Annotated in this window: 14 protein-coding genes; all 14 read left to right on the forward strand. The window is 40.0% G+C overall.

Features of this window, described 5'->3' with window-relative positions; genetic code table 11:
* Nucleotides 1-182: 182 nt before the first annotated feature.
* The 14 genes from WDA22_05045 (at nucleotide 183) to prfB (ending at nucleotide 18,833) form a co-directional block, all read left to right on the forward strand.
* Nucleotides 183-1,880: a proline--tRNA ligase gene (locus WDA22_05045; GenBank protein MFA5832828.1), complete on the forward strand. Its 1,698-nt coding sequence runs from the start codon at nucleotides 183-185 to the stop codon at nucleotides 1,878-1,880.
* 48 nt (nucleotides 1,881-1,928) lie between these two features.
* The gene (locus tag WDA22_05050) at nucleotides 1,929-3,341 is read left to right on the forward strand and encodes an aldehyde dehydrogenase family protein (protein MFA5832829.1); all 1,413 of its coding nucleotides are present in this window, start codon (nucleotides 1,929-1,931) and stop codon (nucleotides 3,339-3,341) included.
* A gap of 71 nt (nucleotides 3,342-3,412) precedes the next feature.
* Complete coding sequence (gene dnaE, locus WDA22_05055) at nucleotides 3,413-6,904, forward strand: DNA polymerase III subunit alpha (protein MFA5832830.1); 3,492 nt, start codon at nucleotides 3,413-3,415, stop codon at nucleotides 6,902-6,904.
* A 12-nt stretch (nucleotides 6,905-6,916) separates the two neighbouring features.
* Nucleotides 6,917-7,240, forward strand: a complete 324-nt coding sequence (trxA, locus tag WDA22_05060) for a thioredoxin (GenBank protein ID MFA5832831.1) — start codon at nucleotides 6,917-6,919, stop codon at nucleotides 7,238-7,240.
* A gap of 137 nt (nucleotides 7,241-7,377) precedes the next feature.
* Nucleotides 7,378-8,697, forward strand: coding sequence for a type II secretion system F family protein (locus WDA22_05065; protein MFA5832832.1), 1,320 nt, complete (start codon nucleotides 7,378-7,380; stop codon nucleotides 8,695-8,697).
* A 16-nt stretch (nucleotides 8,698-8,713) separates the two neighbouring features.
* Nucleotides 8,714-10,510, forward strand: coding sequence for a GspE/PulE family protein (locus WDA22_05070; protein ID MFA5832833.1), 1,797 nt, complete (start codon nucleotides 8,714-8,716; stop codon nucleotides 10,508-10,510).
* Between the two features lie 54 nt (nucleotides 10,511-10,564).
* Nucleotides 10,565-11,185: a hypothetical protein gene (locus WDA22_05075; GenBank protein MFA5832834.1), complete on the forward strand. Its 621-nt coding sequence runs from the start codon at nucleotides 10,565-10,567 to the stop codon at nucleotides 11,183-11,185.
* A 2-nt stretch (nucleotides 11,186-11,187) separates the two neighbouring features.
* Nucleotides 11,188-11,754 carry a hypothetical protein gene (locus tag WDA22_05080; GenBank protein MFA5832835.1) on the forward strand — a complete coding sequence of 189 codons (567 nt, stop codon included), beginning with the start codon at nucleotides 11,188-11,190 and terminating at the stop codon, nucleotides 11,752-11,754.
* A gap of 186 nt (nucleotides 11,755-11,940) precedes the next feature.
* On the forward strand, nucleotides 11,941-12,375 hold the full coding sequence (locus WDA22_05085; GenBank protein ID MFA5832836.1) for a hypothetical protein: 435 nt from the start codon (nucleotides 11,941-11,943) through the stop codon (nucleotides 12,373-12,375).
* 284 nt (nucleotides 12,376-12,659) lie between these two features.
* The gene (locus WDA22_05090; GenBank protein MFA5832837.1) at nucleotides 12,660-14,054 is read left to right on the forward strand and encodes a hypothetical protein; all 1,395 of its coding nucleotides are present in this window, start codon (nucleotides 12,660-12,662) and stop codon (nucleotides 14,052-14,054) included.
* A 124-nt stretch (nucleotides 14,055-14,178) separates the two neighbouring features.
* A complete protein-coding gene (aspS, locus tag WDA22_05095; protein MFA5832838.1) occupies nucleotides 14,179-15,942 on the forward strand; it encodes an aspartate--tRNA ligase in 1,764 nt (587 codons plus the stop codon).
* 78 nt (nucleotides 15,943-16,020) lie between these two features.
* The gene (locus WDA22_05100; protein MFA5832839.1) at nucleotides 16,021-17,382 is read left to right on the forward strand and encodes an acyclic terpene utilization AtuA family protein; all 1,362 of its coding nucleotides are present in this window, start codon (nucleotides 16,021-16,023) and stop codon (nucleotides 17,380-17,382) included.
* Complete coding sequence (locus tag WDA22_05105) at nucleotides 17,379-17,702, forward strand: hypothetical protein (GenBank protein MFA5832840.1); 324 nt, start codon at nucleotides 17,379-17,381, stop codon at nucleotides 17,700-17,702. Before WDA22_05100 ends, WDA22_05105 begins: the two co-directional genes overlap by 4 nt.
* A 9-nt stretch (nucleotides 17,703-17,711) precedes the next feature.
* The gene (gene prfB / locus WDA22_05110; protein MFA5832841.1) at nucleotides 17,712-18,833 is read left to right on the forward strand and encodes a peptide chain release factor 2; all 1,122 of its coding nucleotides are present in this window, start codon (nucleotides 17,712-17,714) and stop codon (nucleotides 18,831-18,833) included.
* Nucleotide 18,834 lies beyond the last annotated feature (1 nt).

The raw sequence follows: 18,834 nt of genomic DNA on the forward strand, positions 1-18,834 counted from the left end.
TTATTCAACCTGAATTTTCGTATTTTCAGTTACCGTTCTCGTAGTTCAAGTGGATAGAACCGGAGTTTCCTAAACTTCTAATCGCAGTTCGAGTCTGCGCGAGAACACGAATAATTATTCTATTCTCACTTGAGTGTACCGGGAATATTTTTTTTTCATCAATAACTAACTAAAGTATTATAATGCGTTTATCACGTGGATTTTTCCCGACCGTAAAAGAAGTCCCTTCCGATGCAGTAATTCCAAGTCATCAATTAATGATCAGAGCTGGTTTAATGCGGCAGTTAGCAGCCGGAGTCTTTTCCTTCTTACCAATCGGTTATATGGTAATGAAAAAAGTGATGCAAATTATACGAGAGGAGATGGATGCTATCGGAGGACAGGAGTTTCATCTTCCGGCGCTCAATCCAATCGAATTGTGGGAAGAAACCGACCGTGTGAAAGCGTTTGGCGATATTATGTTTCACATAAAGAATCGAGCGATGGTTCTTGCTCCCACACACGAAGAAGTGATCACGTCTATCGCTAAAAATCATGTGAAGTCTTACAAAGAAATGCCGCAGATTTGGTATCAGATCCAAACGAAGTTTAGAAATGAACCACGCCCAAAATCAGGCGTTCTTCGCGGACGCCAGTTCACTATGAAAGATTCATACAGCATGGATTCCACATGGCAGGGATTAGATAAGAGTTATGATCTTCACGCTGAAGCATATAAGAAGATCTATACACGCTGCGGTTTGAGTTTTCATATAGTCGGTGCATCAAGTGGAGCGATGGGAGGAAGCGGTTCACAAGAATTTATGGTGGAATCAAATGCAGGGGAAGACAACCTGGCTGTGTGTACAGAAACAGGATACGCCGCTAATGTAGAGATTGCTTCGTCATTGGTTCCTCAAGCAGAAAAATTTACTATTTCTGAACCATTGAAAGAGGTTCACACGCCTAATTGTAAATCGATCGATGAAGTTGCAGCATTTCTTAAACTTCCGACCAATCGATGTGCTAAATCGTTGATTTTTATTAATGATAAACAGCCAATCCTTGTATTGATGCTTGGAAATGATCAGCTGAACGAGACGAAATTACAATCTATGTTTGGTCAAGATGTTCGTCCTGCACAATCTGAAGAATTGATGCAATTAACCGGAGCAGACGCAGGTTCTATTGGTCCTGTCGGATTGGAGAACAAATTCACAATCGTTGCCGATAAACGATTAGAGAATGCCAACGGTTTAGTATGCGGAGCAAATAAGAATGATTATCACCTAATGAATCTTGATCTTCAGCGCGACACAAAAATTCAAGCGTACCATGATTTTAGAATGGTAGAAGAAGGAGAATTAACACTGGATGGGAAAGGGAAACTTCGTATTGTCAAAGGAATTGAAGTTGGACATATCTTTAAATTAGGAACAAAATACTCTCTATCCATGAAAGCAAATTTCCTTGATGAACAGGGGAAGGAAAATCCGCTGATTATGGGAAGTTATGGTATTGGTGTAGAGCGAATTGTAGCATGTCATATTGAGCAGCATCATGATGAGTTCGGCATACAATGGCAGAAATCAATTGCGCCGTACGATGTCCATTTGATCTGTGTGAACATGAATTCCGATTCAGTGAAAAAGAAATCGGAAGAGCTGTATACAGAACTGAACGCTAAAGGAATTTCGGTGTTGTATGATGATCGAACCGACGCAAGTGCCGGATTTAAATTTAAGGATGCAGATCTTCTTGGTATGCCGCTTCATGTGATTGTCGGTGAAAAAAATCTGAAGAACAACGAGATTGAATTAAAAGACAGAAATTCCAATAAACGATGGAATGTCTCCGTTGATGCGATTGTGAATGAAGTGGTCAAATTTGTCAAAGAGTGACGATAATAACGGTAGGCAAGTGTTTACATCTTTCTGCTATTGGTGTTTATGAAAGAACAGAAATTCATTATTGGCGGAGAATGGAGAACGGGTGATGCTACCACAACCGTCTTGGATCCATACACAAATTCTGATCTCGCACAACTTCACCTTGCGGGAAAAGAAAATATAGAAGAATCAATTCTCTCTGCACAAAAAGCATTCACCATAACATCGCAATATTCCGGTTTTGAACGTTCGGAAATACTGCATTCTATCGTTTCTCAACTAAAATCCAAAAAGGAAGACTTCGCTCGGTGTATTACAGCCGAAGCGGGAAAACCAATTGTATTCTCGCGAGCGGAAGTCGATCGTGCGATTATAACATTTGAAATTGCCGCCGAGGAGACGAAAAGAATCTATGGTGAAACAATACCACTTGATATTTCCAAAGGAACAAAAGGGAAACAGGGCATTGTTAATTCGTTCCCGATAGGAATAATTCTTTGTATCTCACCATTCAATTTTCCGTTGAATTTGGTTGCGCATAAAATTGCTCCGGCGATTGCAACTGGGAATTCATTTATTTTGAAACCAGCGCCGCAATCACCGTTGACTTCGTTGCTTTTAGGAGAAGTCCTGATGAACTCAGGTTTAGAAAAAAGCACTATCAATATTCTTCCAACATCTAATGATTTGGCCGAAATGCTTGTCCGGGATGAACGAATTGCCATGGTAAGTTTTACCGGCAGTGCAAAAGTAGGGTGGATGCTGAAATCGAAAGCTGGGAAGAAAAAAGTTGTACTCGAACTCGGGGGGAATGCATCCGCAATAATCGATTCAAGTGCTGACATAGCACACGCGGTTAAGCGGTGTGTTATAGGAGCATTTGGCTACGCTGGACAAGTATGCATTAAAGTTCAACGTATACTTGTGCATGAATCCGTCTTTGAACAATTTCAACATCAAATTGTTGAAGAAGCAAAAAAAGTAAAAATGGGAGACCCCTCCGATGAATCAAACATTCTTGGTCCTATGATCTCAGAAATGGAAGCACAAAGAGTGGAATCATGGGTGAATGAAGCCGAAAAGGAGGGTGCAACGATTTTGATAGGAGGAACAAGGAATGGAAAGTTCTATTCTCCGACGGTGATGACGAATGTTCACTCTTCAATGAAAATATGTTCTGAAGAAATATTTGGACCGATTGTCACGTTGGAGAAGTACTCACACGTTAATGAGGCAATTTCAATAGTGAATGAATCGAAATACGGCCTGCAAGCCGGCTTGTTCTCCAACAATTTTGCTACAATTCAGCATATCTACAAACATCTTAGCGTTGGCGGACTTATCGTAAATGATTTCCCCACATTTCGTGTTGATAATATGCCCTACGGCGGAATCAAAGATTCTGGTTTTGGCAGAGAAGGCGTTCGATACGCGATGGAAGAAATGATGGAAAAAAAATTGCTAGTGATTTAACACACTCTTTTTTTTGTATACCAATCTATAAGTATCGTTGTTTACAATTTTGAAAATCTTGAAAATATAAAATGTCTCAATTCATACACTTACACAATCATACACATTATTCGCTCCTCGACGGTGCCGCAACGGTTGAAACACTTATTAAAGCCGCTGTTGATAATAACATGCCCGCGGTCGCATTAACCGATCATGGAGTGATGTTTGGAGCGATCGAGTTTTTCAAAAAAGCAAAAAAGAAAAACATCAAACCAATTATTGGATGTGAAGTGTATATCCTGTCGAAAGGAAGCCGCTTCACAAAATCGAAAGATCGTGATGAAGGAAACGATCTTCTCGTTTCGGATGGAAAAGCAAAAAAGAAACGTGATTACCACCATTTGATTCTTTTGTGCAAAGATTTTGCAGGTTATAAAAATCTGATAAAACTGGTCACGCTCGGGCACACCGAAGGCTATTATTATAAACCAAGAATCGATTTTGATTTACTATCGAAGCATCATGAAGGACTTGTTTGTCTTTCAGCATGTGCGGGTGGAGTAGTAGCAAACCCTCTCATTAGCGGCGACTATGAAGAAGCGAAACAGATTGCGGCAATGTATAAAAATCTCTTTGGCGAAGATTTTTATCTTGAGATTCAGGATCATGGCATTCCAGCAGAGAAGATCGTCCTTCGGGATATGCCAAAACTTGCTAAAGAGCTTGACATAAAGCTTGTTGCAACCAATGACAGCCATTATATTAAGCGTGAACACGCTATCGCTCACAACATTATGCTTCTCATTCCCGAAGCAAGTGCCACAGATACACCTGATATTACCAATCTACGTTATGGGACAGATCAGATCTACTTCAAGAGTTCCGCAGAAATGTGCGAACTCTTCAAAGAATATCCAGAGGCAATCGCATCAACGTTTGAAATAGCAGATAAATGCATTTTGGATCTCGAATTGGGCAAAAACAAAATGCCTAAATTTCCTATTCCAGAAGATGCGGGGGTTTCTACACTCGAAGAATATCTTGAAAAGATCTCATGGGAAGGATTGCGTAAACGATATACTGAGATTACTCCTATCATTGAATCAAGAATGAATCATGAGCTTGCCGTTATTAAACGGATGGGTTATGCGGGGTATTTCTTGATCGTAGCAGATTTCATTAAAGCGGCTCGGGAACGTGGAGTAATGGTTGGTCCCGGCCGTGGTAGCGCCGCCGGAAGTATTGTTGCGTTCGCAACAAAAATTACTAATGTCGATCCGTTAAAATACGATCTGCTCTTTGAACGTTTTTTGAATCCGGACCGTATTTCAATGCCTGATATCGACGTTGACTTCTCGGATTGGAAACGCGATATCGTTATCAAGTATGTTCGTGAAAAATACGGTGAAGAGAATGTTGCGCAGATTATCACCTTTGGTACACTTTCTTCTAAAGCCGTGCTGAAGGATGTAGCGCGTGTGTTGGGTATTCCATTGCAGACAGTTGAGGCAATCACCAAACAGATACCGACAATCCTTGGTAAGGTGATGCCGATTCAGGAAGCGCTTGATTCGCTTCCCGATTTGAAACCATTTAAGGAAAATGCTGATCCAAAGATTCAGCAGATGTTTGAAGTGGCAAAAGTGCTGGAAGGAATGAACCGAAATGCAGGAATGCACGCAGCCGGAGTAGTGATTTCACCGGAGCCGTTAAGTAATCTTGTTCCGATGTATAAAACCCCTTCAACGGAATTGATGACGCAATTCACGATGAAAGATCTTGAAGATGCGGGTTTGTTGAAGATGGACTTTCTCGGTTTGCGGACATTAACCGTAATAGAGAATGCTCTGGAACAAATTAAAAAGAAACATGGCATTACGATTGACATTGATACGCTTCCGGAAGATGACCAATCCACGTTTGAATTATTCGGTAAAGGACAGACAGTTGCTGTATTTCAGTTTGAAAGTTCCGGAATGCAAGACTGGTTGCGCAAGTTAAAACCAAATTCCATCAGTGATCTTACAGCGATGAATGCGTTGTATCGCCCCGGTCCCATGGAAAACATTGGCGACTTCATCAAACGGAAACATGGACAAGCGAAGATTGAATATCTTCACCCAAAATTGGAAGATACGTTAAGGGAGACGTATGGCGTTATCGTCTACCAAGAACAGGTCATGCGCATTGCTTCCGATGTTGGTGGGTTTACTCTTGCGAAAGCAGATTTGATGCGCCGCGCGATGGGGAAAAAAGATAAAAAGATCATGGAAGATCTTAAAGCGGAATTTATCGACGGTGCTCAGAAAGCGAACAAACTGTCTGCAAAACTTGCCGGTGAAATATTCGATTTAATCGAAAAATTTGCCAGCTATGGTTTTAATAAGTCTCACTCCGTCGCATATTCTGTGGTGGCATATCAAACCGCATATTTGAAGGCGCATTATCCTGCAGAATATATGGCAGCTACACTCACGTCAGAAATTAGCAATACCGACAAGATCGTATTGTTTATTGATGATTGTCGCAAATTAGGAATTGAAGTATTGCCTCCGGATGTGAATGAAAGCGAAAGAGATTTCACCGTAACAAAAGGGGGCATTCGATTCGGCCTTGCTGCAATTAAGAATGTCGGTTCCAATGCAGTTGATGCCATAGTTAAAGCTCGTACAGAAAAAGGAAAATTTACATCACTCTATGATTTCTGTATGAAAGTAGATCTTCATATCTGCACAAAAAAAACAATCGAAGGTCTCGTTCTATCCGGAGCGTTTGACGGGATTAATAAAAACCGCGCGCAATTGTATAAGTCCGTTGAACAGATGGTGCAATCCGCTGCTGGTGCGCAAATACAGCAAGAGCGTGGACAAGATAGTCTCTTCGGCGGTGATCCCAACACAACAGTAAAAATAAATCTTGAGCCACAGCTTCCCAATATACCGATGTGGAAAGACCAGGAAAAATTAGCGAAGGAAAAAGAGGTTCTCGGATTCTATGTTTCCGGGCATCCGTTATTGAAATATGAAAAAGAGATCAATGCCTTTGCTACTGTCCATCTTGGCGATGTGGAAGGAATGAAGAATGGCATCGTGAAAGCCGGCGGTATTATTTCCAGTATCAAGAAAAAGATCGACAAAAAAGGAAATACGATGGCGTTTATTACCATCGAAGATTTTACAGGTAAGGCAGAATGTGTGATATTCTCCAGCGTTTACAAAAAAAATGTAGAATTACTGGAAGAAGAAAAAATGATTTTGGTCGAGGGAAAAGGAGAAGTGAGCGGTGATATTATTAAGATCATTGTCGATGAGATACTTCCGATGGACGCAGTTCGGGAAAAATATGCGAAAAAAATATTTTTCTTGCTCAATGCAGATGAAGTTACCGATATTACGCTTACGAAACTCCGTGAATTGATGGAAAAGAACCGTGGGAACTGCAACTGCTACTTTAATGTTGTAGGAAAAGAATTCGAAAAACAACAGGTCTTTTTGTCGCGAAAATACAATATCAATCCGACATCAGAATTTATCGAAGGCGTGCAAGAGATTCTTGGTACACACGCCATTAAACTTTCATAAAAGGAGAAACGCATGAAACCAGTAGAAGTAACTGATGGTAATTTTAAGAATGAGGTATTAGATTCACAAACACCGGTCCTTGTGGATTTTTGGGCAACATGGTGCGGACCGTGCAAAATGATCGCTCCCATTATAGAAGAACTTGCCACTGAATATAATGGTAAAATGAAGTTTGGCAAGCTTGATGTTGATGCTAATCCTCAAGTATCTATGCAGTTCGGAATTCGGAGTATTCCTACGTTATTAGTTTTTAAAGGCGGCAAAGTAGTCGATCAAATCGTCGGTGCAATGCCTAAAAAGAGCTTACTCGATAAAATTAGCCCACATATGAACTAAATCTCAACAGCAATAAATTAAATGTTTTCAAAAATCCTGTCTAAAGACAGGATTTTTTTTATCTTCTTTTAGTTGGAATTAAAGCATTCTCATTCCTAAAAATTATGGAATAGTTTCAAAAATGTGTATTTTTGTACATGGCTTCTAAAACTACATCGACACAGTCCACGCGACAAGGAAATAGACCCCAAAGAAATGGGAAATTTCCATTCTTTTCTAAGAAGGACCCCAACGCCAAGCAAAAAGTTGTTCTGACTCCTCAAAAGTCGAAGAAAGTATTTCGGTATAGCGTAAAAAAGGGAAGTAAAACAATTGAAGGATTTCAAAACGCCTACTCAACGGATGAAGTAAGACGAAATCTTATCAGGTTAGGTTTTGAAATTAAGTATGTTCGCAGACATTATGAATTTCAGCTGCAGGCTTCAAGCACTGAAATAGTGAGTTTTGTTGTTACCAGTTCCCGTCTTTTGGAACAGAAACTCCCGTATAGCGAAGTATTGCAAATCATGGCAAATAACACGAGGGATAAATACCTGAAAGGAGCATTGCGAAATATTATTCTTGATTTGAAGAATGGAGTTGATTCTCGCGATGCATTTACGAAGCAGGGGAAAGTATTTGGTGAACATGTTGCTTTGATGTTAGGTATAGCCTCCAAAAGCGGTGAGATGACGTCGATATTCAAAAGTGTTGCCACACTGGTAGAACGACAAACAGAATTTAAAAAAGGATTAGTCAGTGCTTTGATCATGCCGGCAATAACATTCGTAACGGTAGTCGGGGGAATTGTTTTTTATGTCATCTATCTTGTTCCGCAAATGATGGAAATGTTAGCACCGTTAATGGAAACCACTCCTCCCTTGACAGCATTTTCGTTAAAGTTAAGTGCATACCTAAAAGAAAATTATGGTTGGATGTTATCTCTACTGACAATAATCGTTGGAAGCTTCTATGGATTTATCTTGACTGAAGTAGGAAAACTATGGCGGGACAGAATGATTGTGAAAATTCCGTACGTTGGTAATATTTTACGGAATACAAGCACGGAAATATTTTGTCGAGTGTTGGGGATTATGTATACTTCGTCAAATGAAAATGTTGAAGCCATTCAGATTGCAGCCGAAGCTAGCGGAAATACCTATTTATCCCATCGTATCAAAACGGTGACTGTTCCCAATATGTTAAAGTACGGCACAGAATTGAGCAAAGCATTAAACGCTGCGGATTTTTTTCCGGATGTATTTATCTCCCGATTTGGTACTGCGTCAGAAACCGGCGCTATTAAGGATACTGCACTGCAAGTAGCGGACTATTATCAAATGGAGAATCAATTCTCCATGAAAAATCTTATGAATTTTATTGAAATTATTATCACCGTTATCATTATGGGTGCATTAGTGTTTTTAACGCTCCTGTCGACGGAAACAGCGTCGTTAAATATTCAACCTACAATGTGATTGATGAGGAAAGATTATGTCTGTTCAACAGGGAACTACTCTTAAAAAAACACTAACATCAGTTCTGTTGGAGAAAAATATTATTGATGAACCGACATTGCGTAAAGCGGAAGAAGTATTAAGCAAAGAGGGTTCAAAGTCCCGTAATCAATTACTGCATATTTTAGTTGACCAATTCAAAGTTAATCGTGACGCACTTTTTGCCGAAGCTTCTCAATTTTACACATTTCGAACCCTGGATATATCTAAAGATTCCGCTGATGATGGAGTGTTAGCATTTATACGGAAGGAATTGCAAACGCTTCCGCTGTATTTACGTGAATTAGCAGTAGAAAATAAAGTTCTTCCCTATAAAATTGATGTGGAAAAAGAAGGTCGATTACTCATCATCACTCCTGATCCTACCAACTCCGGAATTTACACCATTGCCAGGGAATTCAATAATAAAAAATTTGAAATTTGCTATGTGCCGTTGTCTCAGTGGGATGATATTTGGAACAGGGTGAGCATCGATCGAGCTATTTACAAGGACAGGGAAACGGAATTACGCGATGAGGGATTCGTTCAGGACGAAGAAGAAGAAGGTGAAAAATTTGAACAGGAAATTGACGAAGAAATCAGTCGCAGCGGTCTTGTATCATTGATCGAAAGTATTTTTGTGGATGCCGTCCGCGTTGGGGCGAGCGATATTCATGTGGTTCCGCGCGGTGAAAAAATTACCGAATTTTATTTTCGAGTGGACGGTCGTCTTTCACGATGGTATACAAATACAGAAACACGTGCCGAAGCCGTTTCCGCTGTAGTAAAAGATCGTGCAAAAAATCTTGACCGTTTTGAGCGCAATTTAGCACAGGACGGTTTTGCGCAAATGATTATTGATAAAAAAACCATACGCTTTCGATTGTCTGTCATTCCACTTGTTGGCAAAGAACTTAAAAACAAATTTGAATCTATCGTTATTCGTGTTCTGAAAGAACCGGAAGTTGGAAAAAAGATTGAAGAATTGGGTTTTGATCCGGTCAGTCAGGAACGGATGATTCGCGCGATTAAGAAACCGCATGGTATTGTCATCGTTACAGGACCGACAGGTAGCGGAAAAAGCACGACGCTTGTTGCTGCGCTCAGGACTGTGATGGATCCTTCATTGAACATAATTACTGTGGAAGATCCTGTTGAATATTTTATTGATGGAGCGCGTCAGGTAAAACTTAATTCGAAGTTGGATTTCGAAGGTGCACTTCGCGCCATTTTGCGTCATGATCCGGATATCGTGATGGTGGGTGAAATGCGTGATAAATCGACCGCAGAAATAGCAATTAAATTGGCGAATACTGGTCATTTGACTTTTTCTACTCTTCATACGAACGATGCTCCGAGTGCGCTTTCCCGTTTATACAAAATGGGTATCGAACCTTTCCTGATTGCGAGCAGTATCAATATTATTGTTGCACAGCGCCTGATGAGAAAATTGTGTCCTCGATGTAAAGCAAAAATTCGGGAAAGCGAATATCCCTTATTGCGAAAACTCGGGTTGAATGACGAAGATATACATGCCAGTCCGATATACAGGCCGACTGGTTGTATTGATTGTCTGAAAGGATACAAAGGCCGAATTGCGATTCATGAAGCATTGTATTTTTCTAAAGATATTCGACAGTTAATTCTTGATGCCGGACAATCGATTAATGAAGAGGCCTTGCGCCAAGCGGCAATCAATGGCGGCATGACAACATTACGACACCGTGCTCTTGATTTATTAAAAACAGGGGTTACCTCAATCGATGAAGTTGGCACAATAACGACTGATGATTGATAGTGTAAAAACCATTAGTAGAAATTTATTCAATTATAGTGTAGTAGTTTAATTATGGGACTCGGTCAAACAATGTTGACGCTTGGGTTTCTGGTTTTGTTGACAGTGGCCGTTATTGGCATTTATACAATGGTAGTGGATAAGGATACAGGCTTTTACCAGAAAGAAGCATTTGAACAAGCGGGAGTATTAGCCGGTGCACTATTGGATGAGATTGAGGGGAAAAAATTTGATGATGTCATCATTATAACGGGACGACCAAATGAAATAATCGATACGAGTGATACTGGTCTTCCGGACCCAACGGACTTTACATCTGCGGGTAATTTAGGACCTGACGCAATTTGGAGTACCTTTTTTGGCATACCATATATTTCCGGTTATGAGAGCAGCAACGTACCACTTCCTGATTCTCTTACTGCATCGGTGACAAGATACCGTTCTGTAAGTAATTCCCATAATCGATACGACGATGTGGACGATTACAATGGATATATTAGAGCTGCAACATCAGGATCATTGAGCGGATTTAGATTATGGGTAAATGTCTATTACGTTGATTCCTCAGTCGTATATTCCTCATCACAAACCTATTTAAAAAAAATTGATGTAAGCGTCATGAATTGGCATTACTTGACAGATACATTATCCTTTAGTAAAGTGATCTCGTTCTAAACATGGGTGTATTGCTGGACATACTTGGCAGTTTTGTTATTCGTGCCGCGGTTGTGCTGATCATTCTCACTACCATGATTACTCTGAATAATTCTTTATTTCGTCAGACTGAACGAGTGGCATTGAATGAATTAGTGTCCGGTATCGGAGAAACTGTTTTTAACGATCTTTCACATGCCGGATATAATTCAACATCAAAAACATTTAATAAAGCAGATTCTATTGAAACAATTTTCTTTGCGGATTTGGATAATAATGGAAGTGTTGAAACTATTCGTTATTATTTAGGTTCCGGTGCAAGCGGATCACATCGCATTCTCTATAGAACACTCAATTCTGGCACGGCGTTTGAGATTGCGCGGGATGTGATTTTATTGCGATTTTACTATTACAATATTACCGGAGGTACCGTTTCCTATGGTAATAATAGAACAGGAATTAAATCTGTTAAAGTTTCTATTACAATAGAGTCTAGCCATAAACTGGTCAGTGTTTACTCAGGTACGTCAGATACATTATCCTATCAGCAAGCAAAATGGGAAGCGCATATTTTCCCATCGAATCAATAATCCGTTACACTCAGATAAAATAGTCTCTTGTGTGCAATGCATCACTACGTTAGAATTATCTAATGTTGTTATTAAAGTAATCTAACGCACAAACCCTTGCTTCTTCACGTTGGTTCCGTATATTGCTAAGGAGATGAAGAAGCAGAATAAACATAATGCAACACACGATCTGAGAGGAGGGCAGTAATGGGCTCATCAAAGATCATCATGCTTTCGGGAGTGTATCTGATATTCGGGTTTTACATTGTTGCGTTTAATAATGCTGATGAGATGATGTATAAATCAGCAATGAAAACAGCAACATTGGCGCAGTCTGAACAATTGGCAAATACAGGTTTGTCGTTGGCAAAAACGTATATGGCAGATTATTCCAGCCGATATACATTTGAGCCTCGGATGTTTGTCAGTGGTAACGATACGGTTCGTTATTCGGCGGCGCGCCCTTCAGGTTTTCTGCCATCGCAGACACAAGTGATATCGGTAGCATCGCACACGACGGTAGTGGACAACGAAGTGAAGGTTACGCGGATAGTGACACAAACGTCGGTATTTCAATTCCACAACGGACGCTGGAAAATGCTGCGAACGTTTACAGAGAGAGAATATCAGGATTCATTCTAATAGAATTACAGCAATATTACAGAAACGCCCGTCTTGTTGATATGAAGATGGGCGTTTCCGTTAAAAAATGATCGAAAGATCATTGCGATAGCATATTACTGTATTTGCAATTGATATTCACCTCTCTTTATTTTATCTTCATACACCGTTTTTCTATTTTCTGCATCAAATCTTCTATTCTAACGGTTCTATTTTTTATGCGTTTTTTCTGGGGTTTTAACATACTTCATTTTCCTGCTCCAAAACCTTTCATGGTTTGTTTCTTCCTTTTTATTACGTCTTTATTGTATTCCCAGCAAATCGAATTCAATCCTAAAAGTAAAAAAGAAATAGAGAAAGAAAAACAATTTGAGATTGGCGAACGGAAAAAAATTTCCTCCTCCGGTATTTATTCAATAAATAGTACTAAATATAATTACCTGTTTGGAAAAGTTGACAAAAACGGAATTCTTGAATCCACCGTCCGCTATGATGACAAAGGGAATATAATCAGGGAGATTGAATACAATCCTGCTGATGGGTCTATTAGATCTACAACGAATTATCGATATGATAAAAACGGAAATCTTACCGAAGAGATTGTTAAAAAAGATGAAAATACATTGAAAACCGCTCACCGTTATAATTCCCGCAATAATCGAGTTGAAACGGTCTTCTATAAAGCAAATGGGACAGTAGATAGAAAAATATCATTTGTTTATGATGAGGTAGGACTTTTGCTTGAAACATTCGGTAAACTTGATGATGGCCGCCTCTTTATGCGCGATTCATATCTTTATGATGGACAAGGAAATGTCAAAGAGTTTAAGAATAATCTTAAAAAAATTACTTCCGTATATGACAGTCGTGGTAATATTACATTAGTAACCAAGTATCAACGATATTTTAAAGCTCAGGATACAATATTATACAATCTTTCGGAACGGCATGTTTTTGAATACGATCATTCAAATTATCTGATTGAGATGAGATCGTATAGACCGGATAGCACTCTGAAAACCAGAACACAATATATCAGAAATGAGAAGGGAATATTACTGGAAGAAAAGGAGTTTAACGCCGAAGGGAAGTTGACATATGTCCGGAATCTGAAATATGATAAACAACAAAATCTTACAGAAGAAACCGGAACCGATAGAGCTTTAAAATTTAAGAATAGTTATAAATACGATTCTCGCGGTAATAAAATTGAATTAATAGTATACGATCAGATTAATGAACCGGTGAGTATGACCAAATTTACCTTCGGAAGATATGGCTCAAATACGCCATCGCCTAATTCCGCTGTTTCTGCTGGAGATGATTCTCTCTTTGTGGATGAAGATGATGAATCGACGAACAGTGAAGAGTTTTATCAGATTCTTGGTTCGAGAATTATTGCACCGGATGGAACATATCTTGGGATGGTCCTTGCGGATACGGCAAACCCACAATCGATTATTAATTCATGGGGACAATATGGATTTAGTCAGTCTCCATCAAGCATTTTCAATCCGTCCATACCGTATGGCGGTGATAAAGGTATTTTTAGTCCATTTAATCCGCAAAGCCCTAGTCCACCTTCGATTTATAAAGATGGAAAATTTTTCTCCTATCTTACCGATAACGATAGTTATCGACCCCGTTCCGCACCGAGAAAACTTGTGGAATTCTTGAAGAACTTGGTTCGACAGAACTAGTTTTTGTTTACCGGTTTCATTGAAAAAACCCCCACTTTTCTGTATCTTGATTGTGCATAAGAGTAGCATTTCAAATAATCCCTCTTAACGGGGATTTTTTATTGTGAGGAGAATATTTTAAGCAATGTTATACAAAAAACGAACGCATACTTGTGGTGAACTTCGATTATCGCATGTAGGACAATCAATTACGCTTACGGGATGGGTCGATACACGCCGTGATCTTGGCGGTGTTATTTTCATTGATGTTCGAGACCGCTATGGAAAAACACAGGTTGTGTTTAATCCAAAATATAATGAATCCATTCACGCATTGGCAAAAGAACTCAGAACTGAATTCGTGATTTCTGTTTCCGGAAAAGTAGAAAAAAGACCTGGAGGAACAGATAATGATAAATTGAGTACTGGAGAAATCGACGTTCTTGCAGAAGATTTGACCATTTTGAATAAAGCAGAAACCACGCCGTTTCCTATTGAAGATAAACTGGACACGAATGAAGATCTGCGATTGAAATACCGTTATCTCGATTTACGCCGTCAACCGATGCAGCAGAATCTGATGTTGCGACATACAATGTATCAGATTACTAGAAAATATTTTGATGAACATAATTTTATTGAAGTAGAAACGCCGGTATTAATGAAAAGTACGCCGGAAGGTGCGAGGGATTTCCTTGTTCCAAGCCGCATCAATCCGGGGAAATTTTATGCATTGCCGCAATCACCGCAGACATATAAACAAATATTGATGGTAGCGGGGTATGACCGCTATTTTCAAATTGTGAAATGTTTCCGCGACGAAGATCTTCGTGCGGATCGTCAGCTTGAATTTACTCAAATAGACGTTGAAATGTCTTTTGTGGATGAACAGGATATTCAGACGATTGTTGAAGGATTGATGAAGCGATTCATGAAAGAAATTAAAGGTGTCGATGTTGTTACGCCTTTCCCGCGCCTTACATACAAGGATGCGATGGAAGGATACGGAAGCGATAAACCGGACCTTCGTTTTGATCTCAAGTTTTCCGATTTCAGCAATCTCGTTAAAGAATCCGGTTTTAAAGTGTTTGCCGAAAATGTAAAAAAGGGGGGAGTGGTTGCAGGATTTGCAGTTCCGGGTGGAGCAAGTTACACGCGCAATCAGATGGATAATCTTGTCGATTTTACAAAATCACTTGGTGTCGGTGGTCTCGCGTATATTAAATTGACGGAAAAAGGTATTGAATCCGCGATCGAGAAATTTTTGGGAAATGACATTTGTTTGAAGATTTGTGAATCCGCCGGTGCAAAAGTTGGCGATAATGTTTTTATCGTCGCAGACACATGGCAAAAAACGTATACAACGCTTGGTGTGCTTCGTCTTGAGATGGCGAAACGTCTGAATTTGATCGATGAAAATACATGGAATCTCCACTGGGTAGTCGATTTCCCGATGTTTGATTACTCGGAAGAAGAAAAACGACACGTCGCAATGCACCATCCATTCACATCACCAAAACCGGAAGATGCTCACCTTCTAGACAGTGATGCCACAAAAGCAAGAGCACGTGCATATGACCTTGTCATGAATGGCAATGAAATTGCGGGAGGAAGTATCCGAATTTATGACTCTGCATTGCAAAGTAAAGTGTTCAGTTTATTGGGAATTGGTCCAGAAGAAGCGAAAATGAAATTCGGTTTTATGCTCGATGCATTTCGATTTGGTGCGCCTCCGCATGGTGGAATCGCATTCGGCTTAGACCGTATGGCGATGCTGTTCGCCGGTGCAAAATCCATCCGTGACGTTATTGCGTTTCCAAAGACAGCAAGCGGAATATCGTTAATGGACGATAATCCATCGACTGTTGATAAAAAACAATTGGATGAACTACATATCAAATTGAAATAACAATTCCACCAACGCAGAACCACCATTCTGCAAACGGCTCAAACAAGAAAAACATTCGCGTTTGAGAAAGAGAATATCATGAAGGAAAAAATTCGCATAGCCTCAGGACAAGGATTTTGGGGCGATCTGCAGACGGCACCAATCGATCAAGTACGAAAAGGACAGATCGATTATATGATGCTTGACTATCTTGCAGAAGTCACTATGTCCATCATGCAGAAACAGAAATTGAAAGATCCAAAACTCGGATATGCTAAGGATCTGATATCTGTTTTTGATACTATCCTTCCTGATATTGTTCGAAAAGGAATTAAAGTGATCACAAATGGCGGAGGAGTGAATCCAATTGCCTGCCGTGATGCGATATTTGAAGTTGCTAAAAAACATAATATTGCCAATCTGAAGATTGGTGTTGTGTATGGAGATGATATTCTTCCGGACATAGACAATCTTGCATCACAAGGGATGTATTTAGACAATATGGAAACAGGAGAAAAATTATCTTCTGTTCGGAAAAATGTCATTAGCGCGAATGTGTATTTTGGAGCGCAACCAATTGTTGAGGCATTGAAACAGGGTGCCCAAATTGTTATTACGGGAAGAACCACCGATACTGGATTGACTCTTGCTCCCATGGTATATGAATTTGATTGGAAGTGGAACGATTGGAATAAGATTGCCGCTGGAACAGTTGCTGGACATATTCTGGAATGCGGCGGACAGGCAAGTGGAGGTAATTTTACAGGAGATTGGAAATCTGTCCCGGATCTTGCAAATATTGGTTTTCCAATTGCTGAAGCTTATCCCGATGGTAGATTTGTTGTGACAAAGCATGAACATACTGGTGGTCTAGTCTCAAGTGCCACAGTAAAAGAACAATTGTTGTATGAGATCGGAAATCCCAAAAATTATATTACTCCCGATTGTATTGCAGATTTTACATCAATTCATCTTAAAGATCTAACAACAAATAGGGTTGAAGTTTCAGGAATCAAAGGCAGTCCAGCAACAGATTCATACAAAGTGTCGATGGCATATTTTGATGGTTACACTGCCTTCTCAACATTAACATACGCCTGGCCTGATGCATTAGAGAAAGCAAAAAAAGCGGATGAAATATTGAGAACTCGACTTTCAAATTTAGGATTGCAGTTTGAAGAGATACGAACAGAATTTCTTGGTTACAATTCCAGTTTTGGTCCATTAGCAACACATCCTGAATTGTTGAATGAAGTGGTTATGCGTGTTGGTGTTCGTGGAAATGATAAGAATGCCATGGAACGATTCAGCAGAGAAATTGCTCCGTTAATTTTAACTGGTCCGCCATCTGTGACAGGTTTTGCTGCAGGACGGCCAAAACCAAGCGAAGTGATTGCATATTGGCCTGCATTATTACCTAAAACAGCCGTAACACCGAAAGTGGAGGTTTCTACGATATGAAAATTCAATTATATCATATTGCCCATGCACGATCCGGTGACAAAGGGGATACAGGAAATGTTGGTGTGATCGCCCGGAAATCTGAGTATTACCCTCTTTTGGTAAAGTATCTGACAGAAGAACGCGTTAAAAAACATTTTGAAGGAATCTGTCTGGGGAAGGTAGAACGATTTGAGTTGCCGAATATTGAAGCATTAAATTTTCTTCTCCATAATTCTCTCGGGGGTGGAGGGACTAAATCTTTAAAAAATGATGCGCAGGGAAAAACACTCAGCAGTGTAATGCTGAGAATGGAATTGGAAATTAAGGAAACAATATAATGTTTGAAAATTCAAAAGCAGAATTGCAAAAATTACAGGAACGACTCACTCAGCTTCGGGGGTTTCTTTGACATCGATGTCAAACAAAGTGAAATAGATTCCCTCCAACAAAAAACTTCTGAACCAAATTTCTGGCTGGATAACGTTGCTGCCCAAAAAGTGATGCAGGAAATCAATTCGCGTAAATCGTGGGTGGATGCATGGACATTGAGTAAGCGGCTCATTGATGACACATTTGCGTTCATTGAATTAGCCGAAGAATCGCAGGATGAATCATTGCAAAAAGAGATTGATGCGGACTGCTTAAAGATTACGAATATTTTTGGTGATCTTGAATTTCGAAATATGCTCAGTGGGACTGATGATAAGAGCAATGCAATATTAACAGTCCATTCCGGCGCCGGCGGTACAGAATCCCAGGATTGGGCTGAAATGCTCTTGCGAATGTATTCACGCTGGTGCGAAAAAAACGGATACAAAATATCCCTGGCAGAGCGGCAGGATGGTGACGGAGCAGGAATAAAAAGTGCAACGATTGAAATATTTGGAGATTACGCTTTTGGATATTTAAAAGCGGAAATAGGTGTGCACCGTCTTGTCCGAATTTCTCCGTTTGATGCAAATAAACGACGGCATACCTCATTTGCCTCCGTCTTTGTCTATCCTGAAATTGAGGATGATGTCGAGATCGAAGTTAACCCGGCCGATATCGAAATGGATACCTATCGTGCAGGAGGAAAAGGTGGGCAAAATGTCAACAAGGTTGAAACCGCAGTGCGACTGCGTCATATTCCCAGCGGTGTTGTTGTTGCGTGCCAGGAAGAACGGTCACAATTCCAAAACCGTGAACGAGCGATGAAGATGTTAAAATCGCGACTCTATCAAATTCGGAAAGAAGAAGAAGAAGCCCGCCTTGCAGCGATTGAAGGGACAAAGAAAAAAATCGAATGGGGAAGTCAAATTCGTTCGTACGTATTCCACCCCTATAATATGGTAAAAGATCATCGCACAGAACATGAAACTAGCGATACGCAAGGTGTTATGGATGGTGATCTTGATAAATTTATCAAAGCGTATTTGATGCAGTCTAGCATGCCTGACCGTCAGGCAGGCAATCAAAAGGTTGCCTAAC

The sequence above is a fragment of the Bacteroidota bacterium genome (assembly GCA_041658205.1).
GTDB lineage: Bacteria > Bacteroidota > Ignavibacteria > UBA10030 > UBA8401 > UBA8401.